General features: G+C 50.0%; 13 protein-coding genes. 5 read left to right on the top strand and 8 right to left on the bottom strand.

Features of this window, described 5'->3' with window-relative positions:
- Positions 1-20: 20 nt before the first annotated feature.
- Together H595_RS21690 and H595_RS0106055 are read left to right on the top strand one after the other, a co-directional pair.
- Positions 21-1103, top strand: a complete 1083-nt coding sequence (locus tag H595_RS21690; RefSeq protein ID WP_084153492.1) for a sensor histidine kinase — start codon at positions 21-23, stop codon at positions 1101-1103.
- Positions 1100-1813, top strand: coding sequence for a LytR/AlgR family response regulator transcription factor (locus H595_RS0106055; protein WP_027670408.1), 714 nt, complete (start codon positions 1100-1102; stop codon positions 1811-1813). Before H595_RS21690 ends, H595_RS0106055 begins: the two co-directional genes overlap by 4 nt.
- A gap of 47 nt (positions 1814-1860) precedes the next feature.
- On the opposite strand, the gene H595_RS0106050 is transcribed toward H595_RS0106055, so the two are convergent.
- Both H595_RS0106050 and H595_RS0106045 read right to left on the bottom strand, forming a co-directional pair.
- Entirely contained in the window at positions 1861-4293 is a 2433-nt protein-coding gene (locus tag H595_RS0106050; RefSeq protein ID WP_027670407.1) for a TonB-dependent receptor domain-containing protein, read from the bottom strand.
- A gap of 86 nt (positions 4294-4379) precedes the next feature.
- Positions 4380-5633 carry an MFS transporter gene (locus H595_RS0106045; RefSeq protein ID WP_027670406.1) on the bottom strand — a complete coding sequence of 418 codons (1254 nt, stop codon included), beginning with the start codon at positions 5631-5633 and terminating at the stop codon, positions 4380-4382.
- Between the two features lie 187 nt (positions 5634-5820).
- On the opposite strand from H595_RS0106045, the gene gtfA reads away from it, so the two are divergent.
- A complete protein-coding gene (gene gtfA / locus H595_RS0106040) occupies positions 5821-7302 on the top strand; it encodes a sucrose phosphorylase (protein WP_027670405.1) in 1482 nt (493 codons plus the stop codon).
- Positions 7303-7313: 11 nt separating this feature from the next.
- Here gtfA and H595_RS0106035 read toward each other — a convergent pair whose 3' ends face one another.
- Entirely contained in the window at positions 7314-8336 is a 1023-nt protein-coding gene (locus H595_RS0106035; protein ID WP_037053807.1) for a LacI family DNA-binding transcriptional regulator, read from the bottom strand.
- 107 nt (positions 8337-8443) lie between these two features.
- Here H595_RS0106035 and H595_RS0106030 point away from each other — a divergent pair, with 107 nt between their 5' ends.
- Positions 8444-9391: a PfkB family carbohydrate kinase gene (locus H595_RS0106030; RefSeq protein WP_169338541.1), complete on the top strand. Its 948-nt coding sequence runs from the start codon at positions 8444-8446 to the stop codon at positions 9389-9391.
- Between the two features lie 14 nt (positions 9392-9405).
- Here the strand turns inward: H595_RS0106030 and gabT are convergent, their stop codons facing one another.
- Complete coding sequence (gene gabT / locus H595_RS21685; RefSeq protein WP_240474834.1) at positions 9406-10725, bottom strand: 4-aminobutyrate--2-oxoglutarate transaminase; 1320 nt, start codon at positions 10723-10725, stop codon at positions 9406-9408.
- Positions 10726-10767: 42 nt separating this feature from the next.
- On the bottom strand, positions 10768-12219 hold the full coding sequence (locus tag H595_RS0106020; protein WP_027670402.1) for an NAD-dependent succinate-semialdehyde dehydrogenase: 1452 nt from the start codon (positions 12217-12219) through the stop codon (positions 10768-10770).
- Positions 12220-12313: 94 nt separating this feature from the next.
- Here H595_RS0106020 and H595_RS0106015 point away from each other — a divergent pair, with 94 nt between their 5' ends.
- Positions 12314-13228 (top strand): LysR family transcriptional regulator, encoded by a 915-nt coding sequence (locus H595_RS0106015; protein ID WP_027670401.1) that lies wholly within the window; start codon positions 12314-12316, stop codon positions 13226-13228.
- Positions 13229-13231: 3 nt separating this feature from the next.
- Here the strand turns inward: H595_RS0106015 and recD are convergent, their stop codons facing one another.
- From recD to recC, 3 genes are read right to left on the bottom strand one after another with little or no spacing between them, the layout of a single operon-like run.
- Positions 13232-15181: an exodeoxyribonuclease V subunit alpha gene (gene recD, locus H595_RS0106010; RefSeq protein WP_240474833.1), complete on the bottom strand. Its 1950-nt coding sequence runs from the start codon at positions 15179-15181 to the stop codon at positions 13232-13234.
- A complete protein-coding gene (recB, locus tag H595_RS0106005; RefSeq protein WP_027670399.1) occupies positions 15171-18866 on the bottom strand; it encodes an exodeoxyribonuclease V subunit beta in 3696 nt (1231 codons plus the stop codon). The genes recD and recB overlap by 11 nt, the downstream gene beginning before the upstream one ends.
- Entirely contained in the window at positions 18863-22291 is a 3429-nt protein-coding gene (gene recC / locus H595_RS0106000) for an exodeoxyribonuclease V subunit gamma (RefSeq protein WP_027670398.1), read from the bottom strand. Before recC ends, recB begins: the two co-directional genes overlap by 4 nt.
- Positions 22292-22412 lie beyond the last annotated feature (121 nt).

Genomic DNA, 22412 nt, shown 5'->3' with positions numbered 1-22412 from the left:
TGAAAACAGGAAGGCAATTAATGCCTTCCTCTTTATTAGGGCACACTATGAAGATGCACCTGAATCGTTACTGGAAATGCCAACTAATTGGCTGGTTAATTGCCGCCACAGCCAATTTTTTACTTCAGCTGTTGCGACCTGACGTCAATGTACTAGAGCAGCTACTCACCAATCTGTTTTTTATTGTGTTAGGCATACTGAGTACTCACAGTTTACGCTGGTGCTACCGCAAGCTGCAGGTTATTGATATGCCGCTGCTACAGATGGGCATACCGATTATGGGCTTATCTTTATTGGCTACCTCAGCAGTCATTTTTTGCATGTTCAGCGTAATAAACCTTGTTATGCCAGACGGCCCGTCGTTATTTAATATCAACACCATTTTGGGCAATGTCGTCGGTATTTATCCGCTAATGTTGATTTGGAGTTGCCTGTATCTTGGCAGCCAATATTTGCGCCGCTGGCGTCAATCTGAAGTGGATAAACTCGCTCTGGCCAATGCGTTAAAAGATGCACAGTTAAATACCCTGATTGGTCAAATTAACCCACATTTTATGTTTAACGCGTTAAATAACATCCGGGCATTAATGTTAGAAGACGTGCCTAAAGCCAGAGATAGCATGACGCTGCTGGCGAAGGTTTTACGTTATGGCCTAACCGCACCGAAACAAAATTTTGTTTCACTGCAAAGCGAGTTAGATACCGTGAACGACTTTGTTGCGCTGGCGAAAATTCAATATGAACAACGTTTACAGTGGCATCTTGATATCGCTGTTGACGCACAGCGCTATCAAGTACCCCCTATGATGATTCAAATGTTAGTTGAAAATGCCATCAAGCATGGTATTGCCACGGTTAAACATGGCGGTGAATTAACGCTGCATATTCAACTGGAACAACAGCAGCTGTTAATACAGGTCATTAACCCCGGACAGCTAAAGCGGGCACCCTACGCTGAAGAATCTACCCAACTGGGCCTGAACAATATTAGCCAACGGCTTGCGTTACTCTTTAGCGATGAGGCTAGTTTCCGTTTATGTGAAACACAAGGTTGTGTTATCGCGGAATTACGCATCCCTTGTATAGTAGAGGAAGCACCATGACCACTGCCATGATTGTTGAAGATTCCAGGCTCGCCCGCGTAGAGCTAAAAAATCTGTTGTTGCAACACCACGACATTACGTTGTTGGGTGAATATGAAGAGCCTGACATGGCTATTCAGGCAATAGAGCAACAACAGCCAGAGGTGTTATTTCTGGATATTCAATTGCCGGGCAAAAATGGTTTTGAATTACTTGATGCACTGAGTTATCAACCTGCGGTGATATTTACCACCGCCTATGATCACTATGCGGTGAGATCGTTTGAATACGATGCCCTCGACTATCTGCTTAAACCTATAGAGCCTGCCCGTTTAGCTCAAGCATTACAGCGCGTGCAGCATAGGCGAGACAATACTGCTCCGGCAAACTCTAAATTAGAGGCTAACAGCTCCGTTTTTGTCAAAGACGGCGAGCAGTGCTGGATGCTAGAGCTTAGCAGGGTTGTGCACTTTACCAGTGTCGGTAATTACACTGAAGTTCACTTTGATGGCCACCGGCCACTGATTCATAAATCGCTTAACCAATTGGAAGCCCGCTTGCCAGAGCACTTATTCTTTCGGGCGAATCGTCAGCAAATTATTAATATAAAAAAAATTGCCAGCATCGATTTAACCATCGCAGGCAACCTTGAGCTTGTGTTGTGTGATGCCAGCAATGTCGAAGTATCACGCCGGCATAGCGCCCGTTTTAAACAACTGCTTAGTCTTTGACACAAAAAAGGGCGCCAAGGCGCCCTAAAGGAGTTTAGTGTTAAGCATTAAAACTTATACGCCAAACCAAGCGATACACTGCGACCATTGATAGTGCGCGCGCGTATAATACCATTTGCGGGTACAGAACCTTCTTCCGATTCTGTTAAACCAATTTCATCAAACACGTTATTGATGTTTAACGACACGGTAAGGTTTTCCACCAAATCGTAACTGGCGAAGGCATTAAACTGGGTGTAGCCGTCGAACTTAAGATCATTATTGTCTTGCGCATAAGCGCCGGTTGATCCCGTAACACTTACCCCTACCTGAGCTTGTTCAAAGAAGTAGCGCGCTAATAGGTTATAAATAAAGTCGGCCTGACGACGTGGTGTATTACCCACCACTTCTGGTGCCAAAGCATCTTTATCAATTTCAGCATCAGTCCAGGTAACAGAACCCCGCATATCAAAGTCGCCAATGCGGTAGCTGCTTTCCAGTTCAATACCACGAGCCGTGTAGGCACGGTCAAAGAAACGCTGGCTGGTGGCTTCAAAATTTTGCTCTTCAGTTTCAGCAAAAAACAGCGTAGCAAACAGGTTTAGATTGCCGTGACGACTTTTACTACCCAGCTCATACTGGGTTACTTCATCAATGGAGTCTTCTTTTGCCACACTGCCATCGGCATTCACCTTACCGAACAACAAACGGTCTGCGTTGGCACGGCCACCTTTACTAATGCGGCCAAACATCGCCCAGTCTTTAGTAAACTGATAGTTGGCGCCAAACGAGTACGAATTGTACCCCCAGTCATAATTAACAATACTGGCATTGGCGTTATCAATGCCGACAACATTTTGCTCTACCTGACTAATAACACCATCGCCATTCATGTCGAGGCTACTTTGGACGGCACCAGCATAGGTACCCGATGCACTACCAATGTCACGCCGGATGCTGGCATCCAGCGAGAGTGCCTCATAAGCCCAACTTACGCTGGCATAAGGGGCTTTAATGCTGTATTCGGTGTCATAGTTACGCTGACAGCAGTTCCCCCAAAATGGCACGCCATAAGCGGTTAAGCCTTGCTCAGTAAACGCGGTACCATCAGACGCAGTTACGTCAAGCAGTTCAGCGTTGTTGCCTTTTAATGCCATGAAATAAGAATTCCACAACCATGACATACTGATGTTTTGGTCGGCTACGTAGTAGCCCACATTCACGTCAACATCACCAAAACGACGCGACAGTTTTAAATCGTTAACGATAGAGCCGAAGTCATTTAATTCAACATCAAAAGTATGAATACGCATGGCGTTTTCAGCGGTGTAAGCATCACCGGCATTAGGGCCTACCGCATAGGTAATATTGGCACCGGCGCCAGCAATACTGTCAGCTATATCCTGTGCATTACCCACTTCCGCCGGAAATAACGTAATAAAATTCCCGCTAATATCACTCACCCGAAAACGGTTTTCCAAGGTCCAGCCTTCAGATAAATCGAATACCGCTTCTACACCAACGCTATTCACTACCGGGTTCATACCATCGCGAATATCCCCGCGTGACAGTTGGTTGTCGCCATTTAAACGCACGGTTTGAGTTAGATAAGCCGATTGCAAGGTATCAGAACCGGCATCATAACCGGGCACCGAACTACCATCGGCATACATTGGCATTGGCATATAACTGGCGGCTTTGTCATTTAAGTGTTTAAAGTACAGCCGTACATAACCAGAATTAAACTCTTTGGTGAGATTCGCTTTAATTTGAAAGCCTTTCTCACCCTGGTAGCCGGGATCCCGCACGCCCTCGCCCTGACGAACAAAGCCACCTACATGAAAACGCATATCGCTGTTAATATCACCACCGTAATCAAAGTCGGTGCGAAAGCTGTCGTAATCCAACCCGGTAGTAAACGCAATACTACCGCCATTTTCAAGCCCGGTTTTACTAACAAAGTTAATCACACCACCCGGTGAATTACTGGCTGCCGTACTGGCTGAGCCACCGCGGATCACGTCTAAGCGTGACAAGCTGGCATCGGCACGAACAAAAATGTCGGCATTACCAAAGGCGATGTCGCCAAACTGCAGTACAGGCAAACCATCTTCTTGCAGGGTTAAAAATTTTGCACCACCAGAGGCTACCGGTAAGCCGCGTACCGCAATGTTCGCGTTACCTTCACCACCAGTAGACTCACTGCGCACGCCCGGTAACATGCGAAATATTTCCGCCGTGCTGCGCGGGGTGGCAATAGCAATATCGTCAGTCGTTAAGCTACTTACCGACACACTTGACTGCATTACCGTTTGGTTGCGTGATACCGCACCTGTTACCACAATACGCTCAAAGCCTAAACCGGCATTTTCGTTATTCGCATCTGTGCTGCTATCAGCAGGTTGCTCTGCAGGTGTTTGCTGGGCAAAAACCGTTGTGCTGCCTAAAGCCAAACTCACTGCCAACGCAACAGTACAGCGTGTTAAAGTATGCTTTTTCATTGCCTATCTCCCGTGTTGAAGTCGCGATCTATTCTTTTGATAGTCTGCAAATCTTAATCGTTTAAGTTTAGTTTGATATAAAAATGTTAACTGGAAGACATCTGCTCCAGTTTAGCTTTTGCTGGCTGTTTCAGCCAGTTGTACACCATGGCCACTGCTAACATGGCAGAAAATAATGTCGCCAAATAAAAGCCAGCCGCCACGTCATTGGCAACATCGCCAATGATTGCCATTAGCGCCGGGGCTACCGCCGCAGCTAACGCAGTAAAGGCTAATATTAGGCCCGCCACAGCACCGTGCTGTTGCCGGTTAAAGCAGCTGATACCTTTTGAATTAAGCGTGGGGTAAATCATTGACATAAACAGGCCAGATAAGGGCATTAACCAAACAGCGAAGTCTCTGCCGCCAATTAAGCTGACAACAAAACAGCCGAAAATACATAACGTAAACACTGCCATGACACTGCTCCAGCAAAAGCGACTTAAAATGGCTGTTGCCAAAAAACGCCCCAGCGCCCTTAAGATAAAGAATACGGTGATGGCTTGTGCTGCCATAAATTGCCATGCGCCGTTGTAATCGGCCAGCAAGGTTGGTAACCAAACAAAAATGGCCACTTCACAGCTAACATACAATGCAATAGCCAAAGAGAAACCTAAGGCGTAGCGATCTTTTACCAAGGCTAACGAACTGCGCAGCGATACCTGCTCAGCCGACGCTTCATAAGGGGGGTAAGGCAAACGGGCAGACATCACCACGAGTACCGTGCACAGCAAACCTGCAAATAAGTACAGCACAGTCCAGTGAATAGACTGTGCAATCATAATGGCTACCATAGCAGGGCCAACTATGGCACCAATGGCAAAGAAGCCTTCTACAGTGTTCATGGTGCGGGTGTGGCTTTTACTGTCTGGGCTAATATCACCGATTAGTGCCAGGGCGGCGGTTTTAAATATACCTATCGCCAGGCCGCACAACCCCATTAACAGAATAAAGAATAATGCACTGTTGCCTACCGCAAAGGCATAACAAGACAGGGAATACAGGCTAAGGCCAGCGATGATAAGCTTTTTTCTACCGAGTTTATCGGCCAAACGTCCTAAAAAAAGGCCCGCTAAACCAATGGCAAGCATTGGAACATAATGAAACGCACTGGCCTGGAACAGCGTTAACTGATACTCAGCCATCGCTTGTGGAATGATCACACCAACCGCATCGGTTGTCATGGCAAAGACAAAAAACATCAGATAGGTCATCCAGCGCACCTGGCGCTGTAAATCCTGCCCTGTTACTAACGTGCCAGCCGCCCCGACAGCTTCACGCTTCGTCTCAGAAGTAAGCATAGTGTTCCCCGTTTTTATGGTTTGTTTGGCTCGGTGTAAGCGCACCTATTCCAACAAACTTATCTGAACGCCACGCTTTATCATTCAGGCCGGTTTTATTATTCACCGGGGGTTGACAAAGTCGTCCGTTGGCTTAAAGCTATATCTTAATCGTTTAAGAAGCAAATATTTTTTCAGGAATATTTTCATGAACAGTAAAAACCACACCAATCAGATCCAGCTAATCACCTACATTGACCGGCTTAGTGGTGGAAAAATCAACAACTTACATCAGATGCTGCAAGGGCCTTTAGCAGGACTTTTTGATGGTGTGCATTTATTACCTTTTTACCCACCCATTGATGGCGAAGATGCCGGTTTTGATCCAACTGACCACACGGCAGTGGACAGCCGGTTAGGTAACTGGGACGATATTCGTACTCTTGCAGCAGATTTTCCTGTTATGGCAGACATGATTGTGAATCATATGTCAGCCCAGTCGCCACAATTTTTAGATGTACTGGAACATGGCGAGAAATCGCCCTACTGGCCATTGTTTTTAACCAAAGACACCGTGTTTGGCGAAGGCGCTACTGCTGAGCAGATATCTGCAGTATACCGGCCAAGACCCACGCCGTTTTTTACTGATATCGCGCTTAAAGATGGTCGCAAGGTGCCGTTTTGGACCACCTTTACGGCCAACCAAATTGATATTGATGTCAACTCTGCAGCGGGTAAGGCATACCTTAATGCCATACTCGAACGCTTTACCGAAAATGGCGTGAAGTACATACGCCTGGACGCCGCCGGCTACGCCATTAAAAAAGCCGGCACGCGCTGCTTTATGCTGCCAGAAACCTTTGAGTTTATTGCCGCATTATCAGAGCGAGCTAAAGCGCGAGGTATGGTATGTCTGGTCGAAATACACGGCTATCATCAAACCCAGATTGAGATCGCCAAACGTTGTGACATGGTATACGACTTTGCCCTGCCACCACTGGTGTTGCATACCTTGTTTAGCCGAAATGCTGAAGCACTTAAACACTGGCTGGATATTGCACCGCGCAACTGCATTACCGTGCTTGATACCCATGATGGCATTGGTATTGTTGATGCAGCAGATTACCAAGGGCAGCCCGGTTTGTTAACCGACCCAGAGCTAGATACCCTGGTCGAAACCATTCACAAAAACAGCAAAGGCAGTTCTAAACTGGCCACTGGTAGCGCGGCGAATAATGTCGATTTATATCAGGTAAATTGCAGCTTTTATGATGCGTTGGGGCAAAATGATCAACAATATTTGCTTGCCAGGGCCATACAACTGTTTTGCCCTGGCATTAGCCAAATTTATTATGCCGGTTTGCTGGCGATGGAAAATGATGTTGAGCTGTTGCAAAAAAGCAGGGTAGGCCGCGACATTGGCAGGCCATATTTAACCGCAGATGAAGTTGAAAACGCCCTGCAAAAACCGGTAGTAAAAGCACTGTGCCAACTGATTAAACTACGCCGTAGTTTGCAGGCATTTAACGGCAAATTTAGCCAAACACTTAACAACGACCAATATCAGTTGTGCTGGCAACACGAGGCGCACACGGCCAGCTTAGAAATTAGTTTAGCTTCATTGCAGGCAACCATTCACTGGCAGCATGGCGGACAACAAGCCGCGTCGCTGTCGCTAAACAGCCTTTAACACAGAATTAATTAACTGCTTTCGCCAATACGCAGCTCATAAGGTAACTGCAAAGTTGTGTCGTCAGGGTTTAAAAAAGCCCTGACGGCGGCTTCGCCTTTCTTATCACTAAATTGCCATACCGAGGTTAATGTTGGATGGTATCGCAACGTTTCTTCAATACCGTCGAAGCCAACAACGCGAATATCTTCTGGAATACGTAACCCCAGTTGCAGCGCTTCGCGCATCGCACTTAAACCAATTAAATCACTCATGCACAACAAGACCGTTGGCCTTGGTGTCATCGCCAGTCCGGCTTTGGCGGCAACACGGGCATAGTGTTGACTGCTCTCGGGAATATGCCAAATATAATCAGCAGATAGTGTCAGGTTTTGCTGCTGCATGGCGCGTTGGTAACCGTCTAACCGCCGGTGTGCAATAGAGCTAAGGTTATCCCACATTGGCGCATCGCCCACAGCCTGGCTCTGGTTTGAATCAATTAAACGCAAGCCTAACACCGCAACCGTATCTCCGGCACGTAGCACAGAGATAGCGCTATCAAAGGCAGCTTGCTCATTATCGATATTAACCGAAGGGCGGCCGGGTAAGTCAAAGTCGACTGTCAGTACACGCTTTCTGGACTGCTGCAATTGTTCAATTAATGTCAGATTTCGCGGCGCACCGTAACAAATAAAGCCGTCAACAAAGTCGCTAATGGGCTCTAAACTGGGTGAACTGCCAGAAAACAATAACAAGTGCGCTTGATTACGCTCCAGCTCACGCGCAACCCCTTGCAAAAACTGGCTGGCTACCGGATCGCTGACCATATACTCCAACGAGTCTGACAAAATCACTGCCACAATGCCAGAGCTGCCTTTACGCAGCGACTGCGCTGCTTTATTCGGGCCAAAGTAGCCCAGCTCTTTACAGGCCTGCAGTATTTTCTCACGCAGCGCAACCGACAACTGATCGGGGCGGTTAAATGCATTTGAGATAGTCGCTGTCGACACACCCAGGGTTTTAGCAACGCTTTTAAGGGTTAATTTACTCATCATGCCAGTGCTTTTTCACTATCTTCTTAATCAATTAAGTTATATGCTTTTATCATTATTTGCGAAGGCTTTTTGCCATGCTTAACAATGTAACATTAAAGGAAGCCATCATGCTTGCAGTTATTGGAGAGAATGTGGTTGATATGATACCAACGCCTGACGGGCACTATCGTCCCTGCCTTGGCGGATCACCTTTTAATGTAGCCATTGGTGCGGCCAGACAAAATATTGCTGTCAGCTATTTATCGCCATTATCACAGGACCATTTTGGTAGTGCCTTTTTAAACTACTTAACCGATAACGACGCACACTATGGCTTACCGTTTTTTAGCCGCGCCCCCACGTCGCTGGCCATGGTTAGCATAAATGCGCAGCACCAGCCCGAATACAGTTTATATCGTACCGGTATTGCCGACCGGGACATCAGCGCGGCGCAACAAATTACTGCCCTGCCAGAAAATTGCAAGCTGCTGCACCTGGGATCATTAGCCTTAGAGCCAGAAGATGGCGAGCGAATAAATGCGGTAGTTCAGGCTTGCCATACAAAAGACATTCAACTGGCCGTAGACATCAACGTGCGCATTAATGCCGTATCAAATGTCGACAGCTACCGTACTTTACTGCTGAACGTTATTGCACAAAGCCAGTTTATTAAAGCCAGTGACGAAGACTTACAGTTGTTGTTTCCTTCACTAAATCTGCAACAAGCCCTTAACGCACTGCGTGATTGCGCGCCTTCAGCCTTACTGGCGCTAACCGAAGGCGAAAAAGGTGCCACCCTGTATTGGCAACAGCACAGCATTAGTTTACCGGTTGTTGTGGCCACACCTTTTGTTGATACTGTCGGTGCAGGCGATACTTTCTGGGCAAATTTACTTGCCGCATTACTGCAGCTGGGGCTACCTTCAGCAGCACAGATCAGCACGGCAGAATTAACGCAGTGCCTGCAACGCGCCATGCTGGCTGCCAGCTTAAATATCGCGAGCGCGGGGTGTAATCCGCCAACTGCATTACAAGTTAATACGGCTTTAAATCAAGAAAAAACAATTAAAAACTAAACCGTTTTAAGAAACTATGCAACGCGCATACGATATATCATTAGTTCGATAGGTTGTGCGCTTAGGATGACAAAGTTGCGCATAACAACCTGTCCAGTTTTTCTAAACCATCCTGCAGCACGTCGGCTTCTATGGTTAATGGTGGTAAAAACCGCAGCACATTGCCGTAAAAACCACAGGACAATAAAATCAGCCCGTGTGCACTGGCGCTGCTGGGTTAAGGCCACGTCCGGCTGGTGCGCATCACCCTGTTGCATAAACTCCACGGCGATCATCGCGCCCAGCTGGCGCACCTCAGCAATACGCGCCGGAAATGCCTGCTTTAATGCATTTAAGCGCGCGGCAAAAGCCTCGCCAATGATATTCGCCTGCTGGCACAGGTTGTCTTGTTCAATTACGTCCAACACCGCTAAAGCGGCAGCACAGGCTACCGGCGAGCCGCCATAAGTGCCACCTAAACCACTCGGTAGCGGCGCGTCCATAATCTCACTTTTACCCACCACCGCCGCCAGCGGTAAACCACCGGCAATACCTTTAGCCATGGTGATTAAATCTGGCTCGACACCGCTGTGCGCCATAGCAAACATTTTGCCGGTGCGGCCAAAGCCAGTTTGAATTTCATCGGCAATCAGCACTATGCCATGCTCGTCACACAGTTGGCGCAGTGCCTGCAACAGCTCGGTGGGAGCCTGATAAAACCCGCCCTCGCCCTGCACCGGCTCAATAATAATGGCCGCCACATCCTGAGGCGCGATATCCACTTTAAACATTTTATGCAGCACTGCTAACGACTGTTCTGTGGACACATCGTGCAATGCCATCGGAAAGGGCACATGGTAAATATCGGCAGGGAATGGGCCAAACAGGTTTTTATACGGTGTCACTTTGCCGGTTAATGCCATCGTCATATTAGTACGGCCATGAAAGCCGCCACTAAAGGCAATAACACCGCGGCGCCGGGTATACGCCCGGGCAATTTTAATGCAATTTTCTACCGCTTCCGCGCCGGTGCTAACAAAAATAGCTTTTTTCGCACTGCTGCCAGGGGCTAAGCGGGTCAGTTTTTCCGCCAGTTCAACCGCTTCAGCATACGGGTTTATCATCAGGCAGCTGTGGCTAAAGCGTGCCAGTTGCGCCTGTGCTGCAGCAACCACTTTGGGGTGGGCATGGCCGGTATTGCACACCGCTATACCGGTACCAAAATCGATATAACGGTTGCCCTCGACGTCCCACAGCTCGGCATTTTTCGCCTGCTGCACGTATACCGGGTACAAGTTACCCTGGCCACGGGCGAATACCGCTTGCTTACGCTGTTGTAACTGCTGATTTGTCATAATGCTGCCTTGTTAAAATTGTCTTGTGTTAAACCTGATGCGTTATATGCCACCTAAACACAGGTATTTAATGTCGGTATAGTCGTCCAGCCCATAGTGCGACCCTTCGCGGCCAAAGCCAGACTGCTTCACGCCGCCAAAAGGCGCTGCCGCGTTAGAAATAGCGCCCTCGTTAATACCCACCATGCCAAACTGCAGCGCCTGCGCGACCCGGAACACCCGGCCGATATCGCGGCTGTAAAAGTATGCCGCCAGGCCATATTCGGTATTATTGGCCAACTCAATTGCTTCTTGCTCAGTATCAAACGCCATTAGCGCTGCCACCGGGCCGAAGATTTCTTCCTTGCTGATCGCCATATCGGCGTTTACGTCGCTGATTAAGGTCGGCTGAAAAAACTGTGCACCGGCGCCATGAATACTGCCGCCCAGCAACAATTTTGCGCCATCATCCAGTGCGCTTTGCTGCAGCTGCGTGACCTTTGCCACGGCTTTGTCGTCGATTAACGGCCCAATTTGACTACCATCTGTTAAGCCATCCGCCACGTTCAGCTGAGTCATAGCAATGGCCAGTTTATCGGCAAAAGCCTGATACACGCTTTGCTGCACTAAAATGCGGTTGGCACAGACACAGGTTTGGCCGGCATTACGAAACTTTGCCAGCATCAAACCTTGCACGGCGGCGTCTATGTCAGCATCGTCAAATACAATGAAAGGTGCATTACCTCCCAATTCCATCGATACCCGCTTTACGCCATCGGCACACTGTTTTAGCAGCTGTTTACCCACTGCTGTGGAGCCGGTAAAACTGAACTTGGCCACTTTTTCGTGTCGGGTTAATACCTCACCAATGCCTTTGGCGTCAGTGCCCGCCACCACGTTAAATACGCCGGCCGGAATACCGGCCTGATCTGCCAGCTCAGCTAACGCCAATGCCGACAATGGCGTTTGCTGCGCCGGTTTCACCACAAAGGTACAGCCCGCCGCTAATGCCGCTGCTGCTTTACGCGCTATCATCGCATTAGGGAAATTCCACGGTGTTATCGCCGCCACTACGCCAACTGGCTGGCGCTGCACAATAATGCGTTTATCGGCTGATGGCGCCGGTATGGTATCGCCATACAGCCGCTTGGCTTCTTCGGCAAACCATTGAATGTAAGACGCTCCGTAGGCAATCTCGCCTTTAGCTTCCGCCAGCGGCTTACCTTGCTCCAACGTTAACAAACGGGCTAAATCATCTTGATGCTGCAATATAAGCTGCTGCCAATGCTGCAAAATATCGGCACGTTTGCCGGCAGGCAGTGCAGACCAAGCGGCAAAAGCCTGCTCTGCCGCCAGTACCGCCTGCTCGGCGTCAGCGGCATCAGCGCTGGCAACCATTGCCAGTAACTGCTGGTTAGACGGGTTTACCACATCAAAGCGGTTGTCGTGTTGCTGCCAGCTGCCGTTAATATAAGAGCCGTGTTTAATTAAGGCACTGCATGTGATCTGTTTCATAACAAACTCCTGTTAAGTGTGGCTATTGCATCATGGTAGCAGACAAGTTTAAATACCAAACATTCAATACTTAGTTTGAAAACTATCAACCTATATGGCCAAATTACCGAAAAACCTGACCCAGCATGACATTAAACTACTGCGGATTTTCCAGACCGTGGTGGATTGTGGCGGCTTTACTGCGGCCGAAACCGAACTGAATATTGGCCGTTCGACCATCAGTATTCATATTGCTAACCTGGAACACCGGCTAAAGCTAAATCTGTGTCAGCGCGGACGGCAGGGGTTTTCGTTAACCCGAGAAGGTCAGGCGGTGTATAACGCTATTCAGGCGTTAGATCATGCACACACTCAGTTCAGCCAACTGGTTGCCAGCCTGAGTGACGAATGCAGCGGTGAGTTGATTATTTTAACCGCCGATCAGCTGGACCAATCGCGCTTAAATCTACTCAGTAAGTTTTGTGCCACTGTGCAGCAACAAGCACCAAAATTACAGCTGGCGCTGGATGTGCTGCCGCTGCAACAAATTGAACTGGCGCTGCTAAAAGATCAGGCGCATCTGGCATTAATGCCCGGCTACCGCCAGATTGATGGCCTGCAATATCAGCATGTTTTTAGCACGCCAATTTTTTTGTGTTGCGCAGCTACACATCCGCTATTTAATCAGCCCGATAGCGATATTGATGATGAGCTGCTCGGCCAGTACCCGGCCATTCACCCAGGCGTAGACATTAATCCGGAAGGACGCAAACAGTTGCAAAAGCTAAAGGCCAGCGCGCGAGCGTATCAGTTCGATACCCGGCTGGCGCTGCTGTTGTCCGGCAGTTATATCGGTTTTTTACCCGCTGAGATTGCTAAGTCGTATATCGATTCTGGTCAGTTGCGCTATATCAAACCGGCAGAGTACCAGTACCCGTTTAACCAGTCGATTGTGACCAAGCAACACCCCCGGGACAGCGCCAAAGTGCAGCTGGCTTTATCGATTTTAAAGTCGTTACTTCCCACATAACCACTACAGCCCACTGCTGCGGCTAACCCGCGTGTTAATGCATTGCGCTAAAAGCGCGCTATTGGGGCACAATAAGGAAAACTGTGTTTTTGCCCGGGTAATGCCGGTGTATAACAATTCACGGGTTAAAATGGGACTGTTGTCCGGCGGCAATACAAGGCAACAATGGCTAAACTCTGAGCCCTGCGATTTATGCACTGTCATAGCAAAGGCGGTATCAACGTCACTTAACCGGCTGGGCAACACCCACTTTACCGTGCCATCAGCCAATTGAAACACCACCCGCAGCTTTTGACTTAGCGGGTCTGGCAGCGTCATACCAATATCACCGTTCATCAGGCCTAAACTGTAATTATTGCGCTGCATCATCACAGGACGGCCAACATACCACAGTTGGTTAGCCTGAATTAAACCCGCGGCCATTAGCCATTGGCTAATATGTTGGTTTAACCCCTCTACGCCAAAGTCGCCACTGCGTAAGGCACACAGTAGCTGGAATTGACTGTAGGCCTTTAAAATTGCCCTGGCCCAATCGTCCCGCGAGCTATTATCTGCATTGATGCACTGTAAGTATTGGCTATACCCCTTAACGACAGTGTCGCGCAGCGTTGCTAAGGTATTACCTGGCAGCATGCGGATATCACTAAAGCGATGAAATAGATCTACTGCAAGGGTGTCACCACGGTTTACCGCAAATGCTAACTGGCCTATGCCGGAATTTGCATCAAAGCGATGGCTGTGGCGCAACATCACCGTGGCCTGGTTTAACACCGAACCCTCAGATTGCCACGGGCTTAAATCAGCCGCGGTGTAAGGCTGTAGCAGGTTTAACGTTGCGACACTGTAACCGCCTTTATCGGCACCACGGCATAAGTCGCCCAGTACAGAGCCTGCTTCAACCGACGATAACTGGTCTTTATCACCCAACAAAATAAGCTGCGCCTGTGGCGGCAGTGCATCAAGCAGTGCCGCCATCATTTCTAAATCAACCATGGACGCTTCATCAACCACCAGTACATCTAAGGTGAGCGGCGCCGCAGCATGATGCTTAAAACTGCGCCGGTTCGGCAACGCCCCCAGCAAGCGGTGCAATGTGGTTACTTCAGTTGGAATAGCCTGCGTAAAGGCCGCAGGTAATTTTTGCAGAGCGCCGCTTATCGACTCAGTCAGTCGCACTGCCGCTTTACCGGTTGGCGCCGCCAGTTTAATACTCAGGCGGTTATTGGCACTGTGCTGTAGCACCGCCAGCAATTTAACTACTGTCGTGGTTTTGCCGGTGCCCGGGCCACCGGTAATAATGCTAAAGCGCCGTTGCAGTGCCATGGCACAGGCCAGCTTTTGCCAGTCGGCAGCAGCCGTATTAGGCGCTGACGGTGCAGGAAACAAGGTATCTAAAGCCTGTTTTACCTCGGTGGATACGCTAATAACATTAGCAACCCGCGCAGCAATACCACGCTTTACCTGCTGTTCAGCCTGATATAACCGGTTTAAATACAACTTAGCCTCAGCATGCACCAGCGGCGCTGCACCACTGCCTTGTAGCCAGGGGCTGCTACTGAGCGCCGCATCGACTTGTTGCAGGGTTAACCCGGCTAACAGCACGGAAGGTTTGTCCGTAAAGCGTTGTAAAAACTGGTTCTGTGGCGGCAAACTCAGTAAGGCGTCTGGGTCAGTGAGTAAATCATCAATTAAAATACAGCTATGGCCACGGCCATATTGATGGCACAACAATGCAGTAAACAACCACATTAGAGGCTGAGGCTCAACGGCAAGCTGATGCAGAGTATGAGGTAACTGAACATCCAATGCCCTAAGCCAGCGCCGGTCTACCCAGCGCTGCAACAACGCCTGCATCTGGCTGAGGTCTGTTAACGCACTATGTTGGGCTTTTTCAGATACACCCGATGCATTCACGTCAACGCCATTGGGTTCGGCAAACATATCAATTTGCATCTGCGCTCTCCGTAACCGGTTTACCGGCGAACAGGTCATCCAATTGCTGTAGCAACACCAATGACGCCTCCAACGTAAGTTGGCCTTGCTTCGGGGCACGCATAAACCAATACAGGGCGCCCCCCATGTAACGTTTTGGCGCCTGCAAGTAGCCGGGCTGGCGTAACTTTAACAAGCGATGCAGCGCCAGCATATACAGCGAGGCCTGCACATCATAACGCTTCGCTAGTAACGCCTCTTGCATCGCATCCGGGGTATAGGCAGCATCATCTACTCCCAACCAGTTCGACTTATAATCCAGCACCCAGTAGCGGCCATCTGCCCCTTGCAAGGTTAAGTCGATAAAGCCTTTTAACATACCGTTTAAGGTGTCTGGCAATAAGGCAGGTCGCGCAACACCGGGCAATATAGCGCGACAAATCAGCCGGTCCAGTGTTACGACATGCACCTGTTCGGTTTGTAGCCAAAATTCCAGTTCGGCACGCTCGTGCTCTAAATGCTGTAACGTCAAACCAATGCCAGCCAGCGGGGTGTGCAGCATCTGGCTTAACCATTGCTGCAATACGGGCTGCCAATCCTGCCAGTTATAACGTGCCAATTGCTGCTGTAATAGCGCTGCAATACCCTCTTCGTTGCAGTTAGCAAAGCCCTGCTGCTGCGCATCTTCCAGTAATTGGTGTAAAAAAGTGCCCGGCACGGCGCCGCGGGGGAAATCGTGAATGCTGTGCTGTTGCTCGCTGACCAATAGCGGTTGAGCCGCTTCCTCTTGCAACACACTGTCTAGCGCAGTATCGGCGGCTAATGCCGGCGTTGTTTGTTCCGCTTCAACCTGATAACTGCCGGTGCGCAGCGCTGAATAACTGGCAATCCACCAGCGTTCACGTCGAATCGGCGCCGATAAACTTAGTGCTGGGGTTAGGTGCTGCAATGGCGCCAGGGTTAATGGCGACTGCCGCCCGGGCATAGCGTGTGCCTGCCAGGGTAACGCAGCTAATGCAGTTGAAATATCTGCCGCATTGCACTCGGCTGGCAAGCTAAGTAAATAACCTAAAGCACTGGCCGCCAGTTTACTTTTTTTGCTATTTCCTTCACTAAAGGCCGCCAGCCCCAACCAACAGGCAAATACCGGCCGTGTCAACGCGACATACAACAGCCGGATATCTTCAAGCAAACGTTCTTGCTCAGCGCATTCCAGCGCGGCCTCATCGGGGGTTAAATCTAGCACCATAGTATCGCCATTAAAATAACGCTGCGGCCGGTCTTTTTTTACCGTTTTCACCCCACAAATAAACGGTAAAAACACCAGGTTGTATTGCAGACCTTTACTTTTGTGGATAGTGACCACTTGCACTAACTGCTGATCACTTTCCAGTCGCAATTGGTGTTCATCACTCGCCCCGCCGGCATCTAATTGCTCCGCCAACCAGCGTATTAAGCCGGTTTCACCATCCCGTTGCTGGCTTTCAGTTTGCAGTAGCTCGGCCAAATGCAGCAAATTGGTTAAGCGCCGCTCGCCCTGCTCTTGCGTCAGCCACTTAGCCGGTAAGGCAAAGTAATGCAGCCAGGCACTTAGCATGGCCAGTACGCCTTTTTGCCGCCAAATTTGGCGAAAACTGCGGATCTGTTCAGTAAGCTGCTCCCAGGCCAGCTCGTCGTTTAACCAATGTTGTAGCTGGGCATCACTATTTTCTGACATGGGTAACGCTAATGCCGCACGCAGCACACTGTCATCTTCAACCTGATGACAGGCGCGCAACCAGTACAACATGCTACTGGCTTCTGTACTTTGGAAAATAGATTCATTGTCTGACAGATACACCGAACGGATATTGCGGGCACGTAGTTGCTGTCTTACCAACGCCGCTTCGTTGCGATCACGCACTAAGATGGCGATATCCGCCGGTTGCAGTGCGGTTAAGGCAGCGTCAGGCTGCGCCGGGTTAGCAAAACCAGCCTTACCCTTTGACGCCTGCTGCAATAGCAACGCTATCTGATCCGCGCATGCCTCCGCCATCATGGCTTGATAAGCGCCTTTTTTCAGCTCTGCCGGATCATGCTCGGCCAACCAATAATTTAACGCTGGAACAGGGTGATCATCCAGCTGCAACTGCGCCGTTTTGCCTTGTGCCGCCACGCCAATAAAGGGTAAAGGAGTTTCTTCCGCCTGGCCAAAACCAAAGGCGCCCCGTTGCTGCTCTGCCTGAGCAAACAAAGCGTTCACCGCATCAACTAATGCAGTGGTTGAGCGAAAATTCTTGGCTAAACTGTAATGGCGCCCGCTGGTAAGATGACGCGCTTGCAAATACGTATGTAAATCTGCGCCACGAAAACTGTATATCGCCTGCTTGGGATCCCCCACCAAAATAAGGGCGCTGTCGCGGCTTTCAACATCCGGATAAATAGCACGGAAAATAGCAAACTGCAGTGGATCCGTATCTTGAAATTCATCCACCATAGCAAACGGGTATTGCGCCCGAATGCGTGCAGCCAGCACCGGCCCACCTTCGCCCTGCAACGCCTGATAAAGTTGTAGCAACAAGTCATTAAAATCGAGCTCGGCACGCTGTTTTTTACGGGCACGAAACTCAGCTTCCAGCCACACCGCAGCATGATGCCGCACCTGGATGGCTAACTGCGGTTTAGCCGCAAGCCACTGGGTAATATCGTCAAACAGCTGGAATACGGCATGGCTTACCAGCGGCTGCGCTTTTTTTTGCGCTGCGGCCAAATTACTGGCGCTGTATTTGCCAACCATTTTGACAACATCCGCATTAGACGCTTGTAACAGCTGCGGATCAGCTAAAAGTGCTTGCCACCATGCCCGTTCGGCGGGCCAATTTGCGGCTTTAAATTTGGTACCATTTAACCAGCTATTGGCAAAGGCATCATCCAGCAGGTGCAACACGGCATCGCCACACAGCGGCACGACTTGCTGACACAAGGTATTAAGGTGTTGCTGCCACTGCGCTAAGGGTTCTGCGGCCTGTTGTGGGCTTAGCGCCTTAGGCAAAGCCTGGCCTGCCACATTAAATTGCATATTCACGGCATCAGCCTGCAACCAGGGCTGCACATCCGCCAGCAGCGCTTCAGGCGACTGCGCAACACGGCCTAAGGCATGAAGCAATTGTGCATCTTGCAGCGGGTATAAAAACCGCCGCCAGTAATCGCACGCCAGCGTGTGTAAAAGCTGCTGATTATCGTCACTAAGTTGCTCGCCAAACGCCATACCCGAGTCAAAGGCGTGCTCGGCAAGCATACGTTGACACCAACCATGAATGGTAAAAATAGCCGCCTCATCCATCCACTGTGCAGCGCGCTCTAACGCTGCGGCACAGGCGGGGTATTGCGTTGCAGGGTAATCATCCAGCAGGCTTTGTAGCATAGTTTCGTCGGTGCTGCCCAGCCGAAAAGCCGTGGCTGCATCAACCAGCCGCGCCCGAATGCGGTCTCTAAGCTCTGCGGTAGCCGCGCGGGTAAAGGTCACCACCAAAATCTCAGGCGGTAATAATGCCCGTACAAAGGCGGTAGTTTGCGCTGCAGTAGCCGATTGCACGCCATGGCCTAATACCAGACGCAAATAAAGTGCGGCCAGCGTGTAAGTTTTTCCGGTTCCGGCGCTGGCTTCAATTAGTCGGCAACCGTGCAAGGGAAAGCTTAGCGGCTGTAACTCATGCACCTTACTCATGGCTGGCCCTCACTATCTGTGCTCGCCACAACCTGGCTTTGTAATAACGGGCCATACACTTTTTCGGCCCAATCCGGGAAGCCCGCAGCCATCAAACTGGCAAAATCAGGGTAATAACGTGCCAGCTCGGGCGAATTGTCGCGTTCACCACTGCGCTGATACCCCCCTTCAAACATCTCCCGGCACTTGGCTTCATCACCGGTTTGTAAATAGCAAAACGCTGTTTTTGGCATTATAGGAAGGGGCTGCGCCAAACCACTTTGCCAGCTTTGTATCAAGCTTTCTATTTGTTGCTGCGCCTTGGCTTGTGGCTGCGCTAATAGCTGCACGGCGTCATCCAAGCCATATTGATAAATAGACAGCGCTTCGCCCTGTGCGTTTGCTGCCAGCTGCTGCAACCAGGCACTGCGTAATGTGTGCCAGCGTAACTCGCCCTTATTTTTAATGGCCGACGGCCGTAATAAAATAAGCGCCTGTTGGCCGGCATCACTGAAATACACATTGCTTAGCGTATCCTGCAATTGCAAAACTCCGGCCTGCAATGTTACCGGTAACGCTTGCGTGCGCCGCTGCCAATGCGTACCGGCAGCCCGATAACGGCTAAACACCACGTCTACTTCACGGGCGATTTGGGCGCTGGTTAACTGGCCAAACAATGCCAGCGGCAAACGCGCTTGTTTTGCCAATTGGCTCACCGCAGCATCAAGATAGCGATCATCATTTTGCGCCTGCTGATTGAGCAACAACTGATCAAGCAGCTGCTGCTTTAACTGATACAACTGCAAGGCATCCAGCACGAAGGGTTCCGTATCTTCCGTGGCCAATTCCGCACGATAAAAGCGGGTTTTAAAACGTTGGGTTAAATAATGCCGGCATGGATTAGCCAGAAAGTCGTCCAACAAGCGCAGCGTTAACACCGGTAAGGTGTCGCTACCCTCTGTTGACAATAGCGCTGTTTGCCGCTCGGCAGGTTGATATGCCGCCTGCCATTCATGGGCATAGGTAGCAAAGTTACCGTTAAAATACTGCGTCGAGAACGGTTGCAACGGATATACCGTTGTCAAACTATCGGCGACAGTGCTTTTGTTATCCTTGGCTGTGGGAGCAAGGTGCCAGCCGCTGTTCAGTAAATCACGCAGTTGGCTAACCAACACACTGGGAGGTAACTCACTGTTATTTCGGATATTACGCCCTACCCAGCTTAAATACACCGCCTGGCGTGCGCTGAGTAATGCTTCTAAAAAGAGATAGCGGTCGTCATCTCGTCGCGACCGGTCGCCCGGCCGGTATTCTTGCGCCATTAAATCAAAATCATCGCGCATGCGCGAACGCGGATAATCACCATCATTCAGCCCCAGCAGGTAAATACGCTTAAACGGAATAGCCCGCATTGGCATCAGGGTTGAAAACGTAATACTGCCGGCCAGAAAGCGTTGGCTTAAACCGCTGCTACTGGCTTGCTCTAACCAGGCTTCACGCAACACTGCCAGGCTAATTTCACCGGCAAAATCGCCACTGTCGGCGGCATCAACTAATTGCACTAAGGCATCGCTTAACCGGCTATAAATCAGTTGGTCTTGCTCGTCACTAAAATCAAACAGGCTAAGCAATAAGCCTTGCTCACCCAGCATGAGTTGCTGCCAATGCACCAGGCTGCGGTCGGTATTCTGGCTAATATTGCTGTACCAGCGTTTTAACTGTTGAATAAACTGCAATACCGGCCCCAGCTCTGCGGCGCCCAGGCCCGCTACCTCAGCATAGGGCGCACAGCCTTGCCATTCGGGCTCATCACCCATGGCAAAACCCAGCAACATCCGTTCAATACCAAACATCCAGCTGAAACTGTTATCCAGGTTACCCAGTTTAAGCCCCGCGCGTTGCTCTGCATCCAACCCCCAGCGCACCCCCGCTTCTGTCAGCCACAATCGCAGCTGCGGTAAGGCATCGGGGTTAATGCCAAAACGGCGTTGAATAGCTGGTACGTCGAGCAAATCTGACATTTCACTGAGGGCAAAACGCTGCTGCGGTAAGTCCAGCATATATTCCAACGCAACCAAAAGTGGCTGGCTGCCACGCAAAGTTTGATCCGCCAGGGTGTAAGGCAAAAAGCGGGCATCGTCTGGTGCCAAACGGCCAAATACGGCATGCACATGGCTTTGATACTGGCTTATATCCGGCGTCATCACGATAATATCGCGTCCTTGTAAGCTGGGATCAGCCGCAAAGGCCGCTATCAGGTTATCCTGCAAAATTTCCACTTCGCGCTGGCGACTATGCGCTATATGAAACTGGATACTCTTGTCATCAGTGGCCAAGGCACGCGGTGGATTAGGCGTCGGCTCCAGTTCTAACATGGCCTGTTGTAACTGCGCCAACAGGGGTAAGCGGCTAATATCGTCAACTGGCGCTGAGAATAAATCGATACGGCCATTAAACCATTGCTGGTAAAGCTCTGGCTGGTCAAACTGGTCAAGCAAACTCACGTAATCCCGCCCTTGCTTGCCTAAGCTGGCCAGCAATACCGGGGCATGCAAATACAATGCGTCAGCGTCCAGCACCTGAGGTAAGCCTGCTTTACGCTGATGACGTTTTTGTGCACCACGCATATCATCTTTAATAGTGCTGATATCCCCCCAAAAATGCCGGCAAGGGTTAAGCACCGTTAAAATGACCTGACGCTGCGCGCCTAACGCCGCTAATAGCTCGACCGTTTGCTGCGGCAAAGACGACACGCCAAACACAATAATACGCTCTGGCAATAGGTCTGGCCGCGCCAGCTTGCCCTGTTGCAAGGCGGCCAAAGCAGTACTGTGCACATCTGCCCGGCTGGAATAAGCCCCCTCATCACACACGTTAGCCAGTTGCTGCTGCACCAAACGCCATAACGCCGGTTGCCATAGCTGATCCTCAGGCACCAGCTGCTGTTTGCTGCCCGGCAAGGCATTGGCACCGTCGCGCCAACTTTTTAACCAATCCGCCCGGTATACCTGATATTGGTCAAATAAGTCGGCTAAACGCAGCGCCAGCTGATAACGCTTTTTGCCATCAATATCATCCAGTAAGTAACGTTGTAATGGTGCAAAAACGGTGTCGGTAAGGTGCGGCAACAGCCCCAGCAAACGCCAGCCTAAGTTGATTTTATCGTAGGGTAAACTTTTGGGAATGCTGTCACCCAATACGGCGCGGTATAACTGCCAGACAAACTTATTTGGTAGCTCTACTTGTAAGCCTGCGGCAATGCCGGGGTGGTCATTAGCCGTTTCCGCCAGCGCCATTTTAAGCCACTGCGCAATACCATTACTTTGTACCAGAATTTCTTCAGTGCCCAATACAGAAATAGGATGGCGACTCATCCACTGCACGAGTAGCTCGCGCAGGGTTTCAAGCTGATTGCTATGGATAACGACAAAACCGCTCTGCAGCATGCTATTTCTCTGGCAAAACAAGATGATGGCAGGTTAGCACAGTGCTTAACTTTTGAGAATGAAGCTGGTACCACTATGCTTGGCAAAATGCAGTGCAACACCAACTCAGTTTGCCATTAAA

Origin of the sequence: Rheinheimera baltica DSM 14885 (assembly GCF_000425345.1) — a bacterium.
Classification (GTDB): Bacteria; Pseudomonadota; Gammaproteobacteria; order Enterobacterales; family Alteromonadaceae; genus Alishewanella; species Alishewanella baltica.
The sequence above is the reverse complement of the archived record's forward strand: the minus strand, read 5'-3'. Positions and strand labels throughout refer to the sequence as shown.